The 22,221-nt window shown below is 63.3% G+C and carries 22 protein-coding genes and 1 pseudogene; 10 read left to right on the top strand and 13 right to left on the bottom strand.

The window, feature by feature from the left end:
* Positions 1-58: 58 nt before the first annotated feature.
* From IV113_RS15305 to IV113_RS15285, 5 genes are all read left to right on the top strand, one after another.
* Positions 59-1,036, top strand: a complete 978-nt coding sequence (locus IV113_RS15305) for a tripartite tricarboxylate transporter substrate binding protein BugE (protein ID WP_291086661.1) — start codon at positions 59-61, stop codon at positions 1,034-1,036.
* The gene (gene xerD, locus IV113_RS15300) at positions 1,036-1,953 is read left to right on the top strand and encodes a site-specific tyrosine recombinase XerD (protein WP_291086659.1); all 918 of its coding nucleotides are present in this window, start codon (positions 1,036-1,038) and stop codon (positions 1,951-1,953) included. Before IV113_RS15305 ends, xerD begins: the two co-directional genes overlap by 1 nt.
* A 191-nt stretch (positions 1,954-2,144) precedes the next feature.
* Entirely contained in the window at positions 2,145-2,537 is a 393-nt protein-coding gene (locus IV113_RS15295) for a hypothetical protein (RefSeq protein ID WP_291086657.1), read from the top strand.
* Positions 2,538-2,608: 71 nt separating this feature from the next.
* Entirely contained in the window at positions 2,609-3,949 is a 1,341-nt protein-coding gene (locus IV113_RS15290) for a hypothetical protein (protein WP_291086655.1), read from the top strand.
* Between the two features lie 59 nt (positions 3,950-4,008).
* Positions 4,009-5,421 (top strand): hypothetical protein, encoded by a 1,413-nt coding sequence (locus IV113_RS15285; RefSeq protein WP_291086653.1) that lies wholly within the window; start codon positions 4,009-4,011, stop codon positions 5,419-5,421.
* A 42-nt stretch (positions 5,422-5,463) separates the two neighbouring features.
* Here the strand turns inward: IV113_RS15285 and msrA are convergent, their stop codons facing one another.
* From msrA to IV113_RS15260, 5 genes are all read right to left on the bottom strand, one after another.
* Positions 5,464-6,069, bottom strand: a complete 606-nt coding sequence (msrA, locus tag IV113_RS15280) for a peptide-methionine (S)-S-oxide reductase MsrA (RefSeq protein ID WP_291086651.1) — start codon at positions 6,067-6,069, stop codon at positions 5,464-5,466.
* Positions 6,066-6,563 (bottom strand): peptide-methionine (R)-S-oxide reductase MsrB, encoded by a 498-nt coding sequence (gene msrB, locus IV113_RS15275; protein WP_291086649.1) that lies wholly within the window; start codon positions 6,561-6,563, stop codon positions 6,066-6,068. The genes msrA and msrB overlap by 4 nt, the downstream gene beginning before the upstream one ends.
* Positions 6,564-6,641: 78 nt before the next feature.
* The gene (locus tag IV113_RS15270) at positions 6,642-7,508 is read right to left on the bottom strand and encodes a PA4780 family RIO1-like protein kinase (RefSeq protein WP_291086648.1); all 867 of its coding nucleotides are present in this window, start codon (positions 7,506-7,508) and stop codon (positions 6,642-6,644) included.
* Between the two features lie 22 nt (positions 7,509-7,530).
* Positions 7,531-8,103 carry a DUF1439 domain-containing protein gene (locus IV113_RS15265; RefSeq protein WP_291086646.1) on the bottom strand — a complete coding sequence of 191 codons (573 nt, stop codon included), beginning with the start codon at positions 8,101-8,103 and terminating at the stop codon, positions 7,531-7,533.
* 49 nt (positions 8,104-8,152) lie between these two features.
* Positions 8,153-8,404, bottom strand: a complete 252-nt coding sequence (locus tag IV113_RS15260) for a DUF3297 family protein (protein ID WP_291086644.1) — start codon at positions 8,402-8,404, stop codon at positions 8,153-8,155.
* Positions 8,405-8,492: 88 nt separating this feature from the next.
* Here IV113_RS15260 and IV113_RS15255 point away from each other — a divergent pair, with 88 nt between their 5' ends.
* Positions 8,493-10,706, top strand: coding sequence for an ATP-binding protein (locus IV113_RS15255; protein WP_291086642.1), 2,214 nt, complete (start codon positions 8,493-8,495; stop codon positions 10,704-10,706).
* Positions 10,707-10,747: 41 nt separating this feature from the next.
* Positions 10,748-11,176 carry a VOC family protein gene (locus IV113_RS15250; RefSeq protein WP_291086639.1) on the top strand — a complete coding sequence of 143 codons (429 nt, stop codon included), beginning with the start codon at positions 10,748-10,750 and terminating at the stop codon, positions 11,174-11,176.
* A 20-nt stretch (positions 11,177-11,196) separates the two neighbouring features.
* On the opposite strand, the gene IV113_RS15245 is transcribed toward IV113_RS15250, so the two are convergent.
* Positions 11,197-13,260, bottom strand: a complete 2,064-nt coding sequence (locus IV113_RS15245) for a metallophosphoesterase (protein WP_291086637.1) — start codon at positions 13,258-13,260, stop codon at positions 11,197-11,199.
* Positions 13,261-13,267: 7 nt separating this feature from the next.
* Here IV113_RS15245 and IV113_RS15240 point away from each other — a divergent pair.
* Positions 13,268-13,375, top strand: a pseudogene (locus IV113_RS15240) (IS3 family transposase); the annotation flags it as partial.
* Between the two features lie 161 nt (positions 13,376-13,536).
* Here IV113_RS15240 and dbpA read toward each other — a convergent pair.
* A complete protein-coding gene (dbpA, locus tag IV113_RS15235; protein ID WP_291086635.1) occupies positions 13,537-14,931 on the bottom strand; it encodes an ATP-dependent RNA helicase DbpA in 1,395 nt (464 codons plus the stop codon).
* A 16-nt stretch (positions 14,932-14,947) separates the two neighbouring features.
* Complete coding sequence (locus IV113_RS15230) at positions 14,948-15,793, bottom strand: ferritin-like domain-containing protein (protein WP_291086633.1); 846 nt, start codon at positions 15,791-15,793, stop codon at positions 14,948-14,950.
* 50 nt (positions 15,794-15,843) lie between these two features.
* Here IV113_RS15230 and IV113_RS15225 point away from each other — a divergent pair, with 50 nt between their 5' ends.
* Entirely contained in the window at positions 15,844-16,368 is a 525-nt protein-coding gene (locus IV113_RS15225) for a gamma carbonic anhydrase family protein (RefSeq protein ID WP_291086631.1), read from the top strand.
* A 50-nt stretch (positions 16,369-16,418) separates the two neighbouring features.
* Positions 16,419-17,396, top strand: coding sequence for an Hsp33 family molecular chaperone HslO (locus tag IV113_RS15220; RefSeq protein WP_291086629.1), 978 nt, complete (start codon positions 16,419-16,421; stop codon positions 17,394-17,396).
* Here the strand turns inward: IV113_RS15220 and IV113_RS15215 are convergent, their stop codons facing one another.
* The 5 genes from IV113_RS15215 to IV113_RS15195 are packed head-to-tail and all read right to left on the bottom strand — an operon-like array spanning position 17,397 to position 22,220.
* Complete coding sequence (locus IV113_RS15215) at positions 17,397-18,056, bottom strand: ATP-binding protein (RefSeq protein ID WP_291086627.1); 660 nt, start codon at positions 18,054-18,056, stop codon at positions 17,397-17,399. It abuts the gene before it with no gap.
* Between the two features lie 4 nt (positions 18,057-18,060).
* Positions 18,061-18,345, bottom strand: a complete 285-nt coding sequence (gene ftsB / locus IV113_RS15210) for a cell division protein FtsB (protein ID WP_291086625.1) — start codon at positions 18,343-18,345, stop codon at positions 18,061-18,063.
* 10 nt (positions 18,346-18,355) lie between these two features.
* Positions 18,356-19,639: a phosphopyruvate hydratase gene (gene eno / locus IV113_RS15205; protein WP_291086623.1), complete on the bottom strand. Its 1,284-nt coding sequence runs from the start codon at positions 19,637-19,639 to the stop codon at positions 18,356-18,358.
* A gap of 39 nt (positions 19,640-19,678) precedes the next feature.
* On the bottom strand, positions 19,679-20,536 hold the full coding sequence (gene kdsA / locus IV113_RS15200) for a 3-deoxy-8-phosphooctulonate synthase (RefSeq protein WP_291086621.1): 858 nt from the start codon (positions 20,534-20,536) through the stop codon (positions 19,679-19,681).
* A gap of 13 nt (positions 20,537-20,549) precedes the next feature.
* Entirely contained in the window at positions 20,550-22,220 is a 1,671-nt protein-coding gene (locus IV113_RS15195) for a CTP synthase (RefSeq protein WP_291086619.1), read from the bottom strand.
* Position 22,221 lies beyond the last annotated feature (1 nt).

Here is a 22,221-nt window from a genome sequence, read left to right as displayed (position 1 = left end):
GCGGATCAGGCTGACCCCCGCCTGTCTTTATCGATGTCTCAAGCAAGGAGCAAGTCTCATGGTTTCTCGTCGTCAACTGGTTGCAATCGGTCTGGCCACCGCCTCGGTGGCTGTGGGTGGTACCGCCTGGGCTCAGGCATACCCCAACAAGGTCGTTCGTCTGCAAGTTCCGTTTGCACCCGGCGGCACCACCGACATCATTGCCCGTGTCATGTCCGAGGCGCTCGGCAAGGCTTTGGGGCAAAGCATGATCGTGGAAAACAAGGCCGGTGGCGGTGGGGTGGTGGGTGCGCTGGAGCTGTCCCGCGCCCCGGCCGACGGCTACATCCTGGGCATGGCCACGGTGTCCACCACCGCCGCCAACCCGGCGATCAACGCCAAGATTCCCTACAACACGCTCACCGATTTCACGCCCATCATCAACATCGCGGCCACGCCCAACGTGATCGCCGTGCACCCCAGCTTCCCGGCCAAGGACTACAAGGGCTTTCTGGCCGAGATCAAGAAGAATCCCGGCAAGTACAGCTACGCCAGTTCGGGCACGGGCGGCATCGGCCACCTGCAGACCGAGCTCTACAAAAGCCTGACCGGCGCCTTCATCACGCACATCCCTTACCGTGGCGCAGGCCCGGCACTCAACGACACCGTGGGTGGTCAGGTGCCGATCATCTTTGACAACCTGCCCTCGGCCCTGCCGCACATCAAGGCCGGCCGACTGATTGCCATCGTGGTGGCCGCACCGCAGCGCCTGTCGGTCTTGCCCGATGTGCCGACCTTCAAGGAAGTGGGCCTGGAGCCGGTGAACCGCATGGCTTACTACGGTCTCATCGGTCCCAAGGGCCTGCCGCAGGAGGTGGTGGACAAGGTGTCCAGCGCGACCAAGCAGGCCCTCAATGACCCGGCTGTGAGGAAGCGCGTGGAAGACACGGGCTCGCTGATCGTGGCCAACACGCCGGCCGAGTTCACGGCGCAGATCAAGGCCGAGTTCGAGGTCTACAAGCAGGTGGTCGCCAAGCAGAAGCTCAAGCTGGAGTGATGAACCCGGCCTTGGCATCGACCAGCGAGGACCTTGCCGGGGCTTTTGTCGACGCGCTCTGGCTCGAAGAGGGCCTCTCGCGCAACACGCTGGACGCGTACCGGCGTGATCTTGTTCTGCTCGGCCAGTGGCTGGCCGGGCGGGGCAAGACCCTGCCCGAGAGCACCGAGGCCGATCTCAACGGCTATTTCAGCGAGCGCCACGGCCAGACACGCGCCACCACCGCCAACCGGCGGCTCACGGTCTTCAAGCGCTACTTCCGCTGGGCGCTGCGCGAACGCTTCATCTCCGCAGATCCGACGCTGCGCCTTTCACCGGCGCGCCAGCCATTGCGCGTGCCCAAGACGATGTCGGAAGCGCAGGTGGAAGCCCTGCTCAACGCGCCCGATGTGAGCACCCCGCTGGGCCTGCGCGACCGTTGCATGCTCGAACTCATCTACGCCAGCGGCTTGCGCGTGAGCGAACTCGTGACGCTGAAGACCTGGCACGTGGGCATGAACGAACACGTGCTGCGCATCACCGGCAAGGGGAACAAGGAGCGGCTGGTGCCGTTCGGGCAGGTGGCGGGGCAGTGGCTGCAGCGTTACATGGGGCAGGCGCGCGGCGAAATATTGAATGGCCTGCAAAGCGAAGACCTGTTCGTCACCTCGCGCGGGTCTCGCGCCGGCGAGGCCATGACACGCGCGATGTTCTGGCAGCTGGTGAAGAAGTACGCGCTGGCCGCGGGCATCACGTCACCGCTCTCGCCCCACACCCTGCGCCACGCGTTTGCCACGCACCTCATCAACCACGGCGCCGACCTGCGCGCGGTGCAGATGCTGCTCGGCCATGCCGACATCTCCACCACCACGATCTACACCCACGTGGCCCGTGAACGCCTCAAGACCATCGTGGCGCAGCACCACCCACGAGGGTAGTTTTCGATCGGGTTCCATAGCTGCTGGAGCCGTGCATCGTGCCCACTACCGTGCGGGCTTGGCCGCGGTGAATCCGCTCGCCGCGGTAGGCCGATCGCTTGATGTCTTTGCCGTGCCAGCCGTGCCATTCTGTGCCCGCCGTGGCATGCGCGGTATTTGCCCCCATCTCTCCTACATCTGGAATCACCATCATGAAACTCTCGGAATTCGAAGCTTCTTTGCTCAAACTCGGCCCCAATTTCAAGAAATCGACTGTCCCGGCCACCAGCGATTCGATCAACCTCGAAATCGACGACGTGGATTTCACCGTGGTTACCAACAGCGCGAATGTCGATCGCGTGACGGTGTGTTGCCTGTTCGGCGCTGTTCCGGCCGAACACATGTCCGACGTTCTGCGGGGTATCGTGACGCAAAACCTGGAATTGATGCGACAGCGATCGAACGCGGGATTTGGCGTCAGCGATGGCGATCTGATCTACGCCTTCAGCACCGATGTCACCAACCAGCCTGAAATCGTGCAGGCTGTCGGCCGGATCATGCAGACAACGGCCAGCAATGCCCGGCATTGGCAAAAGTCGCTTTGATCTGCCCGCCCTGCCAACGCGCTGTTGTGGGCACGCTGCGCATTTCATCTCATCAATAAAGGGAGTTTTCAATGGAATTCACCACCAACACCACTTCCCCAGCGTCCGCAGGGGTCGAAGGCGCCTCATCGGTTCCTTTCACCTGGCAAAACCCGGTCTTTCCCGCGCCCAGCCCGCGCGCACGCCGGGCGAACTCGGACCGCCTGCCCGGCGTCCTGTATTCGCACGCCCCGCGCTGGACGCCGGGCAAACACGAGCGCATCCTGGCCCAGATCAAGGCCACGCGCACCGACCTTGACCCTTCGTTTCCCCGGCCCGCTGCTGAACCGGAACCCACTGCCTCAGCCACTGCGGGATACCAGCTGAGCGAGGTCATCAGCAATTTCGCCCAAAGTACCAAGTCGTATTTCGACAGCCTGACCGCCTACGCGCTCGAGCAGTTGTACGGGCCTGATCTCCCGGCCGCTGCACCCAGCGGTGCTTCCAAGGCCTTAGAGACTCAGAAAACCAACTTCATAAAGACTTTGCGCCAGAACGGGGTGACAAGGGACCAAGCGACGAACATCGTGATCGCGTGGACGGCGAATGGCATTCCCTTGCATCCCTCCACCGTGCCCAGCATCCACAACCCTGCGTTCGAGTTTCTGCCGGAAGACAAACTTAAAAGCACCAGCGGGGCTTCCTTGGTTCATTACCAAACGGGGAAGGGCGAAAAGCTGGTTCTCAAGTGTTATCCACCGGCCTCGGAGCAGAAACTCAGTGTGCTCAACCAGATGACCGGCATTGATCCGCAAAATCCGAAATTCGAGGCACGTTGCCTCTTGGCAAGCCATATCGCGCACAACATCCTCGGTTGGGACATCCTTCCGAAAGCTTCCTTGGGGTATGTCGGCGGAAGGGCATGTGTCGTTACACCGCGCATCGAAGGAGTCGATTTGTTGAATTCAATCAGCAACAATCTCGACTTCGCTCAGGTTTTTCTGGGCGCCATGCGCGGTGGAATTGTTCATGTGGACGAATGGGGGGATCATTTCGCCCGTGAATTCAAGGAAAACTACATCCGGCTGCTGGTGTTCACGGTGCTCGTCGGTGACTATGACCGTCATTTTCAGCAATTCATCATCGATGTGAAAGGCCATAAGCCTGATTTCATCCAGTCCATCGATTGGGATATCTCGTTTGGCAGTAAAAAAACAGATGATGTGCTCTATATAGACCAAAAGACCCGCCAGCCTGGATCGTCCTGGCCCAGCTGCATTCCACAGGCCATTTGCAATGAATTCGGCAAGGTCAATGAGGAAAACCTTAAGGAAGCAGCGACCATCTTCGAACTGACCGAGGAGGAGGTGGCCGCCTTGATGTCCCGCTTTGCGGTGATCAAGAAGAAGCTGGCGACCATCAAGAAGACCTGATCCCACGCATGCCCGATGCGCGCAGCGTCGGGCGCCTATCCACAAACGGAGTTGTTTCAATGGAATTCACCACCAACACCACGTCTCAAGCATCCGCAGGGTCCGATGGAAGTCCATCCACCCCCTTCACCTGGCAAAACCCGGTGTTTCCCATGCCCAGCCCGCGCGCGCACCGGGCGAACCCGGACCGCCTGCCCGGCGTGCTGTATTCGCACGCCCCGCGCTGGACGCTCGGCAAACACGCGCGCATCCTGGCCCAGATCAAGGCAACGCGCACCGACCTCGATCCCTCGTTTCCCCGGCCGGCTGCCGCAGCGGAAGCCACTGCCCCAGCCGATGCGGGATACCAGCTGAGTGAGCTCATCAGCAATTTCGCACAAGCCACGAAGTCGTATTTCGACAGCCTCACCGCTTACGCGCTCGAGCAGTTGTACGAACCCGATCTCCCGGCCGCCACCTCCCCCGGTACCCATCCGACCCCCGCACCCACAGGGACTCATGCGACGCCCACAGTTGTTGCCCAGCCGAAAGATTCGGAATCACAGAGAGCGAAGTTCATCGATATCTTGCGCAAGGCCGGGATGACGAAAGACCAGGCCATGAGCATCGTTGTGGCCTGGACAGCGAACAATATTCCGTTGAATGTGCATGCTGCACCCCGCTTCTGTGACTCCACGGTTGAATTCGGTCCGGACGAAAAAATCGGGAGCTCCAGTGGCGCTTCATTGGTTTATTACAAGACAGAGGAGGGAGAACGCGTGGCCCTCAAGTGCTATTCGCCGATGTCGAAGCGAAAATCACAGCTGTCCAACCAGATGACCGGCATCGATCCACAGAATCCGAAATTCGAAGCCCGGTGTTTGCTCGCAAGCCACATCGCACACAACATTCTCGGCTGGGACATCATTCCCCAAGCTTCGATGGGCTATTTCGGTGGCAGAGCCTGTGTCATGTCACCACGCGTGGCAGGCAACAGCCTCGAAAGCTTGATGACCAACAACATGGCCTTGCATCAAGCCTTTGTGAGCATGGTGAGAGAAGGTGTATTCCATATGGACCAATGGAACGATCTGCTGACGCTGGAATTCAAGCGGAATTATGCGCGGCTGCTGGTGTTCAACGTGCTTGTCGGTGATTGTGATCGCCATTTCAAGCATTTCATCGTCAATAAAAAAGACGGAAAAATCGATTCTGTGAAGTCAATCGATTGGGATATGTCGTTTGGCAGCAAAAAAACCGGCGATGATCTCCACGTCTATATGGATCTCTCCAAAGATCAAAAAAATATGCAATGGACATCCATTTGGCCCAGTTCCATTCCGAAAGGCATCGCCGATGAATTCGGCAAGGTCAATGGAGGGAATTTGAGAAAAGCCGCAGAAATCTTCGAGTTGTCGGACGAGGAGATTTCGGCTTTGATGTCTCGTTTCGAGCTGATCAAGAAAAAGCTCGCCGCCATCAAGAAGACCTGATCCATGACGCGCCCGGCGCGGGGCTGCGTCGGGCGTCGGCCGCTAGTTTTTTGCAGCACCCCACAGCTGCTGCAAACGCGCATCGCGCCCGCAACTCGTGCGGTAGTACTTGTATCGGATCGGGTTCTTCAGGTAGTAGTCCTGGTGGTAGTCTTCGGCCGCGTAGAACATGGTGGCGGGCACGACCTGCGTGACGATCGGTTCCTTGAACGGCTTGGATTTCTCCAGCGCCGCCAGCGAGCGTTTCACCACGTCCGACTGCGCGGCGTCGTGCGTGAAGATTGCCGTGCGGTAGGGGTTGCCGGCGTCGCAGAACTGGCGGTCTTTCGTGGTCGGGTCGATGGTGCGCCAGAACTTCTCCACCAGGGTGGCGTAGCTCACCTGGGCCGGGTCGAACACGATTTCCACCGCCTCGGCGTGCCCCGTGCCGTTGGCCGAGACCTGTCGGTAGGTCGGGTTGGCCACCGTGCCGCCGATGTAGCCCGAGGTGGTGGACAAGACGCCGGGAATCTTGTCGAAGTCGGCCTCCACGCACCAGAAGCAGCCACCTGCAAAAGTGGCCTTGGCGGTGGCGGGCGTCGTTTGAGCCTGTGCAGCGCCAGTGGACAGCAGCACCGAAGCCATGAGGGGCAAGAGGCGCGCGTTCATGCTGCCGCCTTGAAGCTGAGTGCCACGCCGTTGTTGCAGTAGCGCTTGCCGCTGGGCTTGGGGCCGTCGTTGAACACATGGCCCTGGTGACCGTCGCAGCGAACACAGTGGTATTCGGTGCGGGGGAAGATCGCCTTGAAATCGGTCTTCGTGCCCAGCGCACCGGGCAGCGGCGTGTGAAAGCTCGGCCAGCCGGTGCCACTCTCGTACTTGGCGTCGGACGAAAACAGTGGCAGATCACAGCCGGCGCAGTGGTAGGTGCCCGTGCGCTTTTCGGCGTTGAACGGACTGCTGCCCGGGCGCTCCGTGCCTTCTTCACGCAGCACGTCGAACTGGGCCGGGGTCAGTCGCTTCTTCCACTCGGCCTCGCTCAGTTTCCAGGGGGCGGTGGCGGCCACGACGTCGGCCACGGGGAGGACGGCCTGCGAACTCAGGCCGAGCAATGAGAGCAGTTTCATGGTCTGGCGGCGGTTGAGGGCGTGCAAGGTGTTCATGGGCGTGAGTCGACCACAGCCCGCATTCCTTACACGGTCCAACGGGTAATCCGGAGCGAGCGACGGGCGGCAGCGGTCTTAGTGCTGCGCCATGCGCAGGCGGCGGGCCGCGTCTTCGTCGCGCGCGTCGTCGATCTCGCGCATCACGCTGCCCAGGTCCACCGCGCCCGGCGCGCGCTCGTAGCGGCCACTCAGCGGTGTGTCGTTGCTCAGCAGGCCGCTCTGGTACAGGCTCCAGATCTCGGGTCCGTACTGCGTTCTCAGCAGCTCGGGCGCGAACTGGCCGAAGAAGTCGCGCAGGTTGGCCACATCGCGCAACAGCATGCGCTGGGCGTGGTTGTTGCCAGCGGCGTCCACCGCCTGCGGCAGGTCGATGATCACGGGGAAGTCGTCGGTGTGGTCTTCGCCCGAATGCGCCAGCAGGATGTTGAACTCCGACAGGTCGCCGTGCACCACACCCGCGCACAGCATGCGCACCACCTCGCTAACGAGCGTGGCGTGGTGCTGGCGCGCCTGCTCGGGCGTGAACGACACGTCGTTGAGCCGGGGTGCCGCGTCGCCCTGCGCATCGGTCACCAGTTCCATCAGCAGCACGCCTTCGGAGAAGTTGAACGGCTGCGGCACCCGCACGCCCGCGGCGGCCAGCCGGTAGAGCGCATCGACCTCGGCGCTTTGCCACGCGGCTTCTTGCGACTCACGGCCGAACTTGGTGCCCTTGGCCATGGCGCGCGCCTGGCGCGAGTTCTTCACCTTGCGGTTTTCGGTGTAGTTCACCGCTTGGCGAAAGCTGCGGTTGTTCGCTTCCTTGTAGATCTTGGCGCAGCGCGTCTCGTCGCCACAGCGCACCACGTACACCATGGCTTCCTTGCCGCTCATGAGCTGGCGCACCACGGTGTCGATGAGACCCTCTTCAACGAGGGATTGCAGTCGGGGGGGAGCTTTCATCGGGCCATTTTGCGCCCGCGCCTCACAAGGGCTTGAGAACGAAGGCGATCGACAGGCCCGTGGGCGTCACCGTGATCGCGCCGGGTTGCATGCCCATCGCATCGGCCAGGCGCAGGTCTTGCGGCTGCAACCGGTGCAGCACCACCTCCCGCAGCGACTGTTCGGCCAGCGCCGGGCCGTAGGCGTTGAGCAACTCCACCACGCTCGGCTGCAGGGTGGGGAAGCGCAGGCGGTCGACGCGCAACTGATGAGCGCGCAGCGTGCGGTCGCTCGTCTCATAGCGCAGCGCAAAGTCCAGGTCGAAACTGCCCCGGTGGTTGCGGTTGAGGGCCGGGCCGGTGGCCTCCACCACCATCTCGGCACGCAGGCGGTTCTGCTCGGGCAGCAAGCTCAGGCGCGGCGGCTGAAGGTCCAGGTTCAGCAGCCCCTGCACCGGGTAGCGCATCGGAAAGCGCTGCGCCACCGAGCGCTGCAGCACGTCGGCCGAAACGGTGTAGCCAGGGGGCCTGGAGGGTCGGTCATCGACGGGCTGAGCCCATGCCAGTCGGCCCAGGGTGGTGCCCAGGGCGGCTGAAAAAAGGAATCTGCGGCGCATAGGCTTGTATCGAGTCGATCACGCGCCGGGCGTTCAGGGCAAATGGTCTCTATTTGTAGAAGACCTCGACCTTGCCTTTGAGCTGAATGAGCAGCGGCTGCCCTTTGCGGTCCACCGTCTTGCCCGAAGGCACCTTCACCCAGCCTTCGCTGATGCAGTACTCGGACACGTCGAAACGCTCCTTGTCGTTGAAGCGGATGCCAATGTCGTGCTCGAATACCGCGGCCACATGGTGTGGGCTGCGGGCGTCGATGGAGAGGCGGTCGGGGAGGGGAGGTGGGGTGGGGTTCTGATCGGTCATGGCTTAATTGTCGGCCAGATCACGGTGTGGTCGGCCGCCTTGCGTGCGCCACTTCACTTTCCCGTAGAAGCGTCGATGACCAATCACCATGAAACTACAACACAAGGCCTGGGCGTTGATCCTCGCAGCCGTCGCCGTGTGCGCGGGCGGCGGGATGCTGGGCGCCCGCTACCTCGTGCAGGACTCGTTCGACCGGCTGGAGGTCGAACACGCAACGCGCGAGGGTGAACGCGCCAAGCGCGTGTTTGCCCAACAGGTGCAGGCCTTGAGGGCCACCACCCAGGACTACGCCTACTGGGTCGATGCGGTGAATTTTGTTCGCGGCAAGCAACCCGAGTTCATGGCGGACAACTTTGATGCCGACAACATGGGATACCTGCGCATCTCCGAGGTGCTGGTGTTCGATGGCCGCGGTCGCGCGCTGGCCACGGTGAAGCGGGAAGGGGAGGGGCCACTGGCCACGCTGGGGGCAGAACGCATTGCGCCCCTGCGGGAGTTGGCCCAGATCGTCCTGACCGGTAAAGATCGCAAGGTGCTCCAGACCCTGCGCCTGGCGGATGGGGGTTTGGAGATCGTGATCGCAGCCGGTATTCGTCTGCCCAACCAGGCCACTGGGGTGGCGCAGGGCGTCATGGTCATGGTGCGCCGTTTTGACGAGGCGGAGGTCCACCTCCTGGCCGACGTCCTGATGATGCCGGCGCGTCTGTCGTTCGAATCACCCGGCCACTCACAGGAGCCGTTTCATGTGGAGCGGGTGAACGCCGAACGGGACGATCTGCATGTCTTGCTGGAAGATCACCAGGGTCTTCCCGTGGCAGAACTGGTCCTCGGGCTGGATCGCCGCCTGCAGGAACACGGCCAGGCGCTGAACCGGCAAGGCATGATGACGGTCGCCCTGACCGCGTTGTTGGCCAGCCTGCTGCTGGTGCTCATCCTTGACCGGTTTCTGCTCAAACGGCTTCAGCGCCTCTGCAGCGACATCGAAGTCATCACCCACGACGGCCCCACTGCAGCACCGCCCGTGCTGGTTCAGGGGCATGACGAGATCAGTTCTCTCGCATCGGTCGTCAATCAACTGTTGCAGCGCGTGCGGACGGACGCGCATGAGCAGCGGCTTTCCTTCGAGAGGCAAGAGGCGATTCAGGCGCAGTTGATGCAGAGCCAGAAATCCGAGGCACTCGGCCGGCTGGCCGGTGGCATTGCTCACGACATCAACAACTCGCTGGCGGCTGTGACGGGCTGGGTGCGGCTCACGATGGAAGATCTCGAAGAGAAACACCCCGGCCATGAATCACTGGGACAAGCGCTGAAGGCCACGAAGTATGCCGATGGCCTGATACGCCAGTTGCTGGCCTTTGGCCGCAAGACCACGCCCAAACTGCAGAAGCTGCACTTGAGGAGCCTGGTGGAAGACACGCGCCGGCTCGTGAGCGCCGGCCTCACGCGCGAGTGCGAAATCGTTGCCATCCACCGGGTGAATCCAGACGTGGTTGAAGGCGACCCGACGCAATTGCAGCAAGTGCTGGTGAATCTGTTGATCAACGCTGCTGACGCCATGGAGGGCAAGGGCCGGATCGAGATCACCATCGACGAGGTCTTCCTGCCGCTCGGGGGGGATCAGACCCCGCCACCGGGGGTTGCTCACCTGGGCGAAGGGCGATTCCTGACGATCGAGGTACGCGACTTCGGCCCCGGAATGACGCCCGACGTCGCCGACCGGGTGTTCGAGCCCTTCTTCACCACCAAGAGTGTTGGTCGCGGAACCGGGCTGGGACTGTCGGTTGCGCAGGGCATCGTGGCGCATCACGGAGGCCACATTGGCCTGTCCAGCGCGTTGGGAGAAGGGACCCGTTTCTGCCTTTACCTGCCGGCCAGTGCCGATGCCTCCATTCCTCCCCCCACAACGCTCCCCGACGCAGAGAACCGAAGGCGCGAACTGCTGTTCGTCGACGACGACCAACTGGTCCGCCAATCGTGGAGTGCATTGCTGGAGCGCAAGGGCTGGAACGTGACGCGCGCACGGGACGGCGAAGAGGCCTGGGGCTATCTGGTGCAGTCTGCCGGGCGCTGGGACGTCGTGCTCACCGACCTGTCGATGCCGCGGCTCGACGGTGTGGGTCTGGGCCAACGCATACGCTCCATGGACCAGCCGCCGCCGGTCGTGTTGTTGAGCGGCAATCTGGACGAGGCGGACGAGCAGCACCTGAAGGCCTTGTTTGCCGCTGTGCTGCGCAAACCCGTCGAAGCCGGTGATCTTGATCGTGTGCTCAACGACGTGGTCAGGAGGTGTACACCCCGCTAGGATGTTGTCTCCTTTCACCCGTTGAGTAACAGGAGCTCACCATGGAAACACAGGAACTGCACCGAGGCCGGCTGATCGACCACATCCAGCTCGTCGTGAGGGACCTTCCGGCCAGTCAGGCTTTTTATGACGCCGTGTTCAAGGTCCTCAAGGTGCCGATGGGTGGTACTGGTGAGGGCTACTTCTGGGCGGATGAACTGTTCGTCTCCACGGCTGAAAGTGAGGCCGCGGACGGCGCACTCACGGGTCGCCACCACCTGGCTTTTCAGGCGCAGGACCGCGCCATGGTCGACGCGTTTCACACAGCCGCACTCGCAGCAGGCGGCAAGGACCACGGCGCGCCGGGTGAACGCAAGTACCACCCAGGCTACTACGCTGCCTTCGTCATCGATCCCGACGGGAACAACATCGAAGCCGTGTTCCACGGCGAGGCCAAGCGGAGTTCGCCTTCGGTAAAGGTGACGTTCTGAAGAGCCGCGCCCGCAGTTGGCTAAACGGCGCCGAACCGGTACTGCTGATCGAGTTCCTCTGGTGTCGGCTCCGCCGAAAGATCGAAACTCCTTTGCTGGAGCTGCTTCATGGGGCCCGCAAGCTGACCACCGACCCGATGGCTCCCGTACATGGTCCATTCGAACTGGTTCTCAGAGAGGAAGTCGAAGACGTAGAAGCCGTTGGCGGGCGCATCGTATTGCAAGGCGGTGGGGCAACAGAAGGCGCGCATGTGCTCGGAGCGTCCCACCATCGGCGCAGTGGCGGGCGCCGCTGAACCCGGATCTGACAATCGGGTCACCAGGCGCTGATACGGATAGTGCTGATGCCCGAACAGAATCAGCTGCACGCCGCAGTCGGAGCAGCACTCGAGGAACGCGTCGGAGTTCTCCATCGCCATGTTTGCGGCCGTTTTCTCTGCGGTGTACTTCTCCACCGGGTCAAACACCAACGCTTTGAGGCGTTCCCCGAGTGTGGGCGCGGCCGAAGCGGGCTGTGGAAGAACGAACTTGGTCACCGGGTGGTGGTGCAGCAGTGCGATGCGAATGGTCTTCAAAGGGTCAAACTTGAGCGTTCCGCCCCCGATGCGTTCCACTTCTCCCGCTTCCACGGTGGCCTTCATCAGCCTGCGGGCCTCCGTCAATTCGGCGTCCTTCACATCACCTTTGGCCAGCGCGCGAAGCCAAGCTTTGGCATTGAATCTGGAGCCGTCTCTGCCTGCCTGAAGGTTCGAGTCGAAGACCAGGAAGAGCAGCGCAAACGAGTCGTCCCCACGGTCGTGTGGCCTGTAACCGAGCAGGTAGGGGTACAGGCGCGGAGTTTGAAGAACCTCCTCGCAGGTGAAGTCCAGCCGCTGGCCGGGAAAATCCTGCTTTGCATAACGATCGTGGTTTCCTGGCAGCAGGATTCGCTGGGATCTGGATGCGTTCAGACCATAAGCCGCGATCCGCATCGGATTCGCACCGGTGATCGATCCGCTCTGGACGTACTGCAGAACCGTCTCGAACGACCCGCGCGCTCCGTCCGTGGTGAGGTCGCCCGTCGCGACCAGCGCGTCGTAGCGTGGCTGCAATGATGCGACCGCCGACGCCACGTATCGCGCGGCCTCGAAGCTGTGCGTGGGTGTCAGCAGCGGCTTGACCAGCTTTCGACCTGCCTCATCCAGCTCCGCGATCAAGTGCAAATCCGAGACATGGAGCAGTCGGATCCCATCATGAGCCCGTGGTGCCGCGAGCAGGGGTTCGACCAGATGGCGGTCGACGGTGATTCTGTACGGGGCGGCGGTTCGCAGCGTTGCACTGAGTTGAATGGTGTCGACCAGCACGCGTATGCCAGCGGGCTTTCGTTTTTTAGCGAATGCAGACCAGACAGAAGGTTTGTCGTCGGCGGCGCCCCGCATGGCTGGCGCAAGAATCGACCGGCACCAATCAGCGCCATTCGCGGTCTTCTCGTCGGACCCTCGCGAGAATTCGATGCCGGCAATCTTGAAAGACGCGCCACCCTGCAAACGAAGGTCGATCTGTGCCTCGATCAACAGCAAGGCGATCTCGATCAACGTGGTGTCGATTGTGGGATTGCCCTGTGTCAGCTCGACATTCGACTGCAACTGCTGGACCAATGCCGCCCGGGAAAGATCCGAACCAGAGAGCCGGTCTTCGGTCCTGAGCGAAACGGGCTCCAGGTTTCCTGACACCGGGGTTTGACCCAAGGGAGCACCCTGGGGGCGAAGCGCATTCGAGGTCTGCGCACGGCAGTACATCGCCGCCGCATGGACGATGCCGTTCTCAATGCCCTTGACGATGTCCTCCCGAAACAGCGTTCCCGAGCGCTTGACCTCGAAATAGTCAAGGACCTGATCGAACAGCGGAGGAAGAAGATCCGTGTTGGTGACGTACATCCGCAGTCCCTCCAGCTCATCCAAAGTCGGTTGAGGGCGGATTGTCGCCTTCGCCTTTTCTTGTGTCCATCCCGAAGTGACGTTCTGAAAATTGCCCGCGGGCGCGGGGAGAACCTCCGCAGTTTTTTGGATGACAAGCTTCAGGCATCGGCAGATGACGCGCGGCATCGCGGCACTCGAAGCGGGCGTGCACGATTACATCCGCTACTACAACCACGAGCGCATCAAGCTCGGATTGCAAGGGCTCAGCCCGGTGGAATACCGGCTGAGAAACACCGCCTGATTGGCGGGATGGCGATCGTCCAACTTCTGGGGGTCAGTTCAAACCCGGGGCGGTTCAAGCTGTAGACCCTGCACATCTTGCGTCATGGATGCCTCTGCTGTTCATTGGCGCATGCAGGCCAGTTCGCATATGTGAACAGAATGTTTTTTTGCCCTGCCTGATCAGTCCTCCAGCACCCGCACCTTCACACTTTTGCCCTTGATGCGCCCGTCGTTGAGCCGGCTGGCCACCTGCTCGGCAATGTTGCGGTCCACCGCCACATAGGTCGACCATTCGTTCACGTTGATCTTGCCCACCTGTTCACGGGTGTAGCCCAGGTCGGCGGTGAGCGCGCCCAGCACGTCACCGGGACGGATCTTTTCCTTGCGGCCGCCCTGGATGTGCAGCGTGACCATGGGCGGCACGAGCGGGCCTTTGCCGGTGGGCACGAGTTCGCTCAAGGGTTGCCACTTCGACTCGCGGCCCTGCAGCTGCTCGATCTTGCCCACGCTGCCCATCTCGTCCATGCTGACCAGGTTGAGCGCCAGGCCGCTTTCGCCCGCGCGGCCGGTGCGGCCGATGCGGTGGATGTGCACCTCGGCGTCCGGCGTCACGTCCACGTTGATCACGGCGGCCAGGCTGGTGATGTCCAGGCCGCGCGCGGCCACGTCGGTGGCCACCAGCACCGAACAGCTCCGGTTGGCAAAGCGCACCAGCACCTGGTCGCGCTCGCGCTGTTCCAGTTCGCCAAACAGCGCGAGCGCGCTGATGCCCTGGGCTTGCAGCACGGCCACGAGGTCGCGGCACTGCGCCTTGGTGTTGCAGAAGGCCAGCGTGCTCGCAGGGCGAAAGTGGGCGAGCAGCTTGCTCACGGCGTCCAGGCGATCGGTGTCTTTCACCTCGTACCAGCGCTGTTCGATCTGCGCGCCCGCGTGCTGCGCCTCGACCTTCACCGTGACCGGTTCACGCATGAACTGCGCGCTCAGCTTGGCGATGCCTTCGGGATACGTGGCAGAGAACAGCAAGGTCTGCCGTGTCTTCGGGCACTGCTTGGCCACGGTCACGATGTCGTCGAAGAAGCCCATGTCGAGCATGCGGTCGGCTTCGTCGAGCACCAGGGTGTTGAGCGCGTCCAGCGGCAGGCTGCCGCGTTCCAGGTGGTCCATGATGCGGCCCGGTGTGCCCACCACGATGTGCGCACCGTGCTCCAGCGTGGCCAGCTGCCCGCGCAGCGGCACACCGCCACACAGCGTGACGACCTTGATGTTGTCTTCGGCGCGCGCCAGGCGGCGGATTTCGGTGGTCACCTGGTCGGCCAGCTCACGCGTGGGGCACAGCACCAGCGTTTGCACTGCAAAGCGGCGCGCGTTCAGGTTGGCCAGCAGGGTGAGGGCAAACGCGGCGGTCTTGCCGCTGCCGGTCTTGGCCTGGGCAATGATGTCCTTGCCCAGCAGGGCGGGTGGCAAGGCGGCGGCCTGGATCGGCGTCATTTCCAGGTAGCCGAGCTGCTCCAGGTTGGCCAGCGAGGCGGGTGAGAGGGGGAGTGTGCTGAAAGCGGTCGGGGATGCGGAAGTCATCCCCGATTATCGGGGGTCAGGCTTGGTGCATGGCGGTCAGCTCGGCGTCGCTGAAGCCTGCCGCCCGTCGCGCCGGCTCGTTGAACGGTGGCTTCAGGCGCGGCGCCGAATGCTCGCGCGCCAAGCGCCGGTAGTGCGCCAGCGGCTCAATGCCCTGCCGCTCGCACAGCCAGCCGTACCAGCGGTTGCCCACCGCCACATGGCCGATCTCGTCGCGCAGGATCACATCAAGAATTTCCACCGCCCGCAGCGCCGCGGGCGTGCCCACCTTGCGCAGGCGCGCCTGCATCGGCGGCGTGGCGTCCAGGCCGCGCGCCTCCATGGTGCGTGGCACCAGGGCCATGCGGGCCGTCACGTCGTGTTGTGTTCGCAGGCACATCTCCCACAGGCTGTTGTGCGCCGCGAAGTCGCCGTAGTCGTGGCCCAGGCTTTGCAGGTGCGTGCGCAGCAGGCCGAAGTGGATGGCCTCTTCGTGCGCCACCTGCAGCCAGTCGGTGTAGTACTCGGCGGGCATGTCGGGGAAGCGCCAGACGGCATCCAGGGCCAGATCGATTGCGTTGAATTCGATGTGCGCCACCGCGTGCAGCAGCATCGCAAAACCTTCGGGCGTGAACGCCGAGCGTTGCGGTACGTCGACCGGGGCAATGAGCACGGGCCGCGCTGGTCGCCCGGGCAGGGGCCGGGTGGTGTCGGGCGTCAGGCGCTCGGCGGTGTCCAGGTGGGTGTGGCCCGCCCGCAAGGCCTCAAAGAGCGCGTGGGTGGCATGGACCTTGTCATCTGGTTCGCTGGTGCTCAGGGCCTGCAGCGCCTGCGCTCGCAGGGAAACGAAAGGTGCGGGGGACAGGGCGGCGGGGGCTTGCATCCCTACAATTCTAGGAAGCATCCCCAAATCAGCCAACGGAGACAACAGACATGGCCCTTTACGAACTCGACGGCACCGCGCCCCGCGTGGCCGAATCGGCCTGGGTGGCCGACAACGCCCAGGTGATCGGCAACGTGGTGCTGGGTGAAGACAGCAGCGTGTGGTTCGGCGTCACGGTGCGTGGCGACACCGAAACCATCACGATCGGCCGCGGCAGCAACATCCAGGACGGCAGCGTGCTGCACGCCGACGTGGGTCTGCCGCTGAACATCGGCGAAAACGTGACCGTGGGCCATCAGGTGATGCTGCACGGCTGCACCATCGGGGACGGTTCGCTGATCGGCATTGGCGCGGTGGTGCTCAACGGCGCGAAGATCGGCAAACATTGCCTGGTGGGCGCCGGCTCGCTGGTGACCGAAGGCAAGGAATTCCCGGACGGCACCATGATTCTGGGCAGTCCGGCGCGCGTGGCCAAGACGCTCTCGCCCGAGCAGATCGAAGGCCTGCGCATGAGTGCCCAGCATTACACCGACAACGCCGCGCGTTTTCGCAAGACCTTGAAAAAGATCGGCTGACCCCGATCTGCCACGATTGCGTTTTTTCGAACGATCCCTGAAAGCCCCGCTTGTCCGAACTCCACAAATTCGTCTTTGAAGGCATGCCTGTGCGCGGCATGCTGGTGCGCCTGACCGACGCTTGGCAGGAGATCCTGCAGCGCCACCGCGACGGCGGAGGCTACCCCACGGCCGTGACCGAACTGCTGGGCGAAATGACGGCTGCGGCCACGCTGATGCAGGCCAACATCAAGTTCAACGGCGCACTCATCATGCAGATCATGGGCGACGGGCCAGTGAAGCTGGCCGTGGCCGAGGTGCAGCCAGACCTGACCCTGCGCGCCACCGCCACCGTCATGGGTGACGTGGCCCCCGACGCGCCGCTATCGCACATGGTCAACGTGACCAACCAGGGCCGTTGCGCCATCACGCTCGACCCCAAGGACCGCCTGCCCGGCCAGCAGCCCTACCAGGGCGTGGTGCCTTTGTATGGCGACCAGCGCGAGAAACTGGAGAAGCTGAGTGAAGTGATCGAGCACTACATGCTGCAGAGCGAGCAACTCGACACGCGGCTGGTGCTCGCGGCCAACGAACACGTGGCCGCCGGCTTGTTGATCCAGCGCTTGCCGCTGCAGGGCAGTGGCAACCTCGCGGGCCAATCGGGCGCGCGTGACGAAGACCAGATCGGCTTGAACGAGGACTACAACCGCATCGCCATCCTGGCGTCCAGCCTCAAGCGTGAAGAGCTGCTGACACTGGACGCCGACACGATCCTGCACCGCCTGTTCTGGGAAGAAGACGTGCGCCGCTTCGAACCCATGACGGGCGAAAACGGCCCGCGTTTTGCCTGCACCTGCTCGCGCGAACGCGTGGGCAACATGCTGCGCAGCCTGGGTCGCGACGAGATCGATTCCATCCTGAGCGAGCAGGGGCAGGTGGAGGTGGGTTGTGAATTCTGTGGCGCTCAGTACCAGTTCGATCCGGTGGATGCGGCTCAGGTGTTTCTGCAGCCAGCGCAGCAGGCACCTGCGAGCGACCAAAAACACTGATCAACCCGGCCGGTTCGTCACGAGCCGGCTGAACAGCCGCCGTTCGCACTCCGGGTCGCTGCAGTTCTCGCAGGTCCAGCGGCCTGTGCCCGCTTCCAGCTGCGGGTCACGCGCCACCAAGGGGCGGCCCAGCAACACGCCCACCGCGCGCAGCGCGTGCTGCAAACGTGCCGCTGCCGGCCCGTAGACGGTCTGGAATGGAATGCCCGCCGCCTGCAGTTCGCGGCGGAGCACTGTGTCGATGCCGGCCCGTGCCGCCGGGCCCTCGCGAAACAGGCCATCGGCGCGCCAGGGCAAGTCCAGACCCATCAGCAAGGTGAGCTGGATCCGACCTTGTTGCGCCAGCGAAGGCCCGTGCAGCGAGGTGTCGTTGAACACCCGTTCGCTGTAGGCCGAGACCACCAGCGCCGTGGTGTCGGCCACGATCACCTGAGCCGTGCCGTTCGCGGCGGCCTCGATCCATCGGGTTTGTTCTTCGGCGATGCCTGCCTGCTCGTGCGCCAGCGGCGCACGGCCTTCGTGTTCACACCACGCGCGCAGATGCTCGGGCACGAGCGTGGTCGGCACGCCCAGGGAGTTGAGGTGGTCGGTGATGGCCAGGCCCAGTGTGGTCTTGCCGCTGGACTCGCCACCGAGCAGCGCCACCGTGACGGCCGCCATGGCGTCAGCGCTTGTTCTGCGCGATCTGCACGAAGATTTCGTTGGGCTTGACCATGCCCAGTTCCGCGCGGGCGAGTTCCTCGACCATGTCCAGGCCCTCCTGCAGGTCGCGCACCTCGCTCATCAGCTGGTCGTTGCGCTGCTGCGCGTCGCGGTTGGCCTGCTCCTGCGCGACGAACTGCTGCTTCATGCTCGTCACCCGCGGCACACTGCCCCGCCCGAACCACAGCTGGGCGTGCAGCACCAGCAGCAGTGCGATCAGCAGGGCGGGGATGAGGCGGTGGGCCATGGGTCAGAAATCAGCGCAGATTGTAGAAAGCGGCGCGGCCGGGGTACACGGCCACTTCACCCAGATCTTCCTCGATGCGCAGCAACTGGTTGTATTTGGCCATGCGGTCGGAGCGCGAGAGCGAGCCGGTCTTGATCTGGCCGGCGTTGGTGCCCACGGCGATGTCGGCGATGGTGCTGTCTTCGGTTTCACCCGAGCGGTGCGAGATGACGGCGGTGTAGCCCGCGCGCTTGGCCATTTCGATCGCGGCGAAGGTTTCGGTCAACGTGCCGATCTGGTTGATCTTGATCAGGATCGAGTTGCCGATGCGCTTGTCGATGCCTTCTTTCAGGATCTTGGTGTTGGTGACGAACAGGTCGTCGCCCACGATCTGCACCTTCTTGCCCAGGCGGTCGGTCAGCAGCTTCCAGCCGTCCCAGTCGCCTTCGGCCATGCCGTCTTCGATGCTGATGATCGGGTACTTGTCGACCCAGGTGGCGAGGATGTTGGTCCAGTCTTCGGCGCTCAGCACCAGGCCTTCGGCCTCCAGGTGGTACTTGCCGTCCTTGTAGAACTCGCTGGCGGCGCAGTCCAGGCCCAGGGCGATCTGCTCACCGGCGGTGTAGCCGGCGTTGCTGATGGCTTCCAGAATCATCTGGATCGCGGCTTCGTGGTTGGCCACGTTGGGGGCAAAGCCACCTTCGTCGCCCACGGCGATGCTCATGCCCTTGTCGTGGATGATTTTCTTGAGCGCGTGGAACACCTCTGCACCCCAGCGCACGGCTTCGCGGAAGCTCGGTGCGCCCACGGGAATGATCATCAATTCCTGCAGGTCGAGGTTGTTGTTGGCGTGCGCGCCACCGTTGACCACGTTCATCATGGGCACGGGCATCTGCACCGCGCTCATGCCGCCGAAGTAGCGGTACAGCGGCAGGCCGGCTTCTTCGGCCGCGGCGCGGGCCACGGCCATCGAAACGGCGAGCATGGCATTGGCGCCCAGGCGGCCCTTGTTGTCGGTGCCGTCGAGGTCGATCAGCGTCTTGTCCAGGAAGGCCTGCTCGGAGGCGTCCAGGCCCAGCACGGCTTCAGAGATTTCGGTGTTGATGTGCTCCACCGCCTTGAGCACGCCCTTGCCGAGGTAACGGTTTTTGTCGCCGTCGCGCAGCTCGATGGCTTCGCGTGAGCCGGTGGACGCGCCCGAGGGCACGGCCGCGCGGCCCATCACGCCGCTCTCCAGCAGCACGTCGCATTCGACGGTGGGATTGCCGCGGCTGTCCAGGATTTCGCGGCCAACGATGTCAACGATTGCACTCATGGGTTCAATACCTTTGGGTCAGGAACAAGGAAAGAGAAATCAGGCGGTGAAGTGGTCTTCGAGAAAACCGTTCTTCTTCGTCACGGCGTCCAGCGCCAGCAGCGTTTCCAGCAGCGCTTTCATGTGTTTGAGCGGCACGGCGTTGGGGCCGTCGCTCATGGCCTTGGCCGGGTCGGGATGGGTTTCCATGAAGAGGCCGGCCACGCCCACGGCCACAGCCGCGCGCGCCAGCACCGGCACCATCTCGCGCTGGCCGCCACTGCTGGTGCCATGCCCGCCGGGCAACTGCACGCTGTGGGTGGCGTCGAACACCACCGGCGCGCCGGTCTCTCGCATGATCGAGAGCGAACGCATGTCGCTCACAAGGTTGTTGTAGCCAAAGCTCGCTCCGCGCTCGCAGGCCATGAAGTTGTCTTCATTCAGACCCGCTTCTTTGGCGGCTGCCCGCGCCTTGTCGATCACGTTCTTCATGTCGTGCGGTGCAAGAAACTGGCCCTTCTTGATGTTCACGGGCTTGCCGCTTTGCGCCACGGCGCGGATGAAATCGGTCTGGCGGCACAGGAAGGCGGGCGTCTGCAGCACGTCGACCACGCGCGAGGCGTCTGCGATGTCGTCTTCGCTGTGCACGTCGGTGAGCACCGGCACGCCCAGTTCACGCTTGACCTTGGCCAGGATCTCCAGGCCCTTGTCGCGGCCCGGGCCGCGGTAGCTGGTGCCGCTGCTGCGGTTGGCCTTGTCGAAGCTGCTCTTGAAGATGAAGGGGATGCCCAGGCTGCCGGTGATTTCCTTGAGCTGCCCTGCCACGTCCATCTGCAGTTGTTCGGACTCGATCACGCAGGGACCGGCGATCAGGAAGAAGGGCTGATTCAGCCCGATGTCAAAGCCGCAAAGTTTCATGGTGTGTATTCGATCAGGCGGTGGCCACAGCGTCGGCCGTCTGGCCCTGCTGGGTCAGCGCGGCCTTCACGTAGGCGTTGAACAGCGGGTGCCCGTCCCACGGGGTGGACTTGAACTCGGGGTGGAACTGCACGCCGACATACCAGGGGTGCACGCTCTGCGGCAGCTCCACCATTTCGGTCAGCTGCTCGCGCTGGGTGAGCGCCGAGATCACCAGGCCAGCCTTGCGCAGCTGGTCGAGGTAGTTCACGTTGGCCTCATACCGATGGCGGTGGCGCTCGGTGACCACCGGGCCGTAGATCTGGTGGGCCAGGGTGCCGGACGCCACGTCGGAGCTTTGTGCGCCCAGACGCATGGTGCCACCCAGGTCGGAGTTGGCGTCGCGGAGTTTGATGCTGCCGTCGGCGTCTTTCCACTCGGTGATGAGCGCAATGACGGGGTGCGGCGTGTCGGCCTCGAACTCGGTGCTGTTGGCGTCTTTCAGGCCGGCCACATGGCGTGCGTATTCGATGGTGGCCACCTGCATGCCGAGACAGATGCCCAGGTAAGGCACCTTGTGCTCACGCGCGAAACGGGCCGCGCAGATCTTGCCTTCGATGCCGCGCTTGCCGAAGCCGCCGGGCACCAGGATGGCGTCGAAACGGCCCAGCACCTTGTCCACGTTGGCCGGGTTGATGGTTTCCGAGTCGATGTAGTCGATCTGCACCTTGGCGTGGTTCTTCATGCCGGCGTGGCGCAGCGCTTCGTTGAGCGACTTGTAGCTGTCCGACAGGTCGACGTATTTGCCGACCATGGCGATGTGCACCGTGGACTTGGGGTGGTCCACCTCGTAGACCAGATCGTCCCAGCGCTTGAGGCTGGCCGGTGGCGTGTTCAGGCGCAGCTTGTCGCAGATCAGGCCGTCCAGGCCCTGCTCGTGCAGCATGCGCGGCACCTTGTAGATGGTGTCCACGTCCCACATGGAGATCACGCCCCACTCGGGCACGTTGGAGAACAGCGAGATCTTGGCGCGCTCGTCGGGCGGGATCGGGCGGTCGGCGCGGCAGACCAGCGCGTCGGCCTGGATGCCGATCGCGCGCAGCTCCTTGGCGGTGTGCTGCGTGGGCTTGGTTTTCAGCTCGCCGGCGGCGGCGATCCAGGGCACGTAGCTCAGGTGCACGAAGGCCGAGTTGTTCGGGCCCATGCGCAGACTCATCTGGCGCACGGCTTCCAGGAATGGCAGGGACTCGATGTCACCCACGGTGCCGCCGATCTCGACGATGGCCACGTCCACCGCGTCGGGCGTGCCGATACCGGCGCCGCGTTGGATGAACTCCTGGATCTCGTTGGTCACGTGCGGGATCACCTGCACGGTCTTGCCGAGGTAGTCACCCCGGCGCTCCTTCTCCAGCACCGACTGGTAGATCTTGCCGGTGGTGAAGTTGTTGGTCTTCTTCATGCGCGTTTCGATGAAACGCTCATAGTGGCCCAGGTCCAGGTCGGTTTCGGCGCCGTCGTCGGTGACGAAGACCTCGCCGTGCTGGAAGGGGGACATGGTGCCCGGATCCACGTTGATGTACGGGTCGAGCTTGATGAGGGTGACTTTGAGGCCGCGGGACTCAAGAATCGCGGCCAGGGATGCGGAGGCTATGCCTTTGCCCAGAGAGGACACCACACCGCCGGTAACGAACACAAATTTGGTCATG

This window comes from Hydrogenophaga sp. (genome assembly GCF_018780385.1).
Classification (GTDB): domain Bacteria; phylum Pseudomonadota; class Gammaproteobacteria; order Burkholderiales; family Burkholderiaceae_C; genus Hydrogenophaga.
The sequence above is the reverse complement of the archived record's forward strand: the minus strand, read 5'-3'. Positions and strand labels throughout refer to the sequence as shown.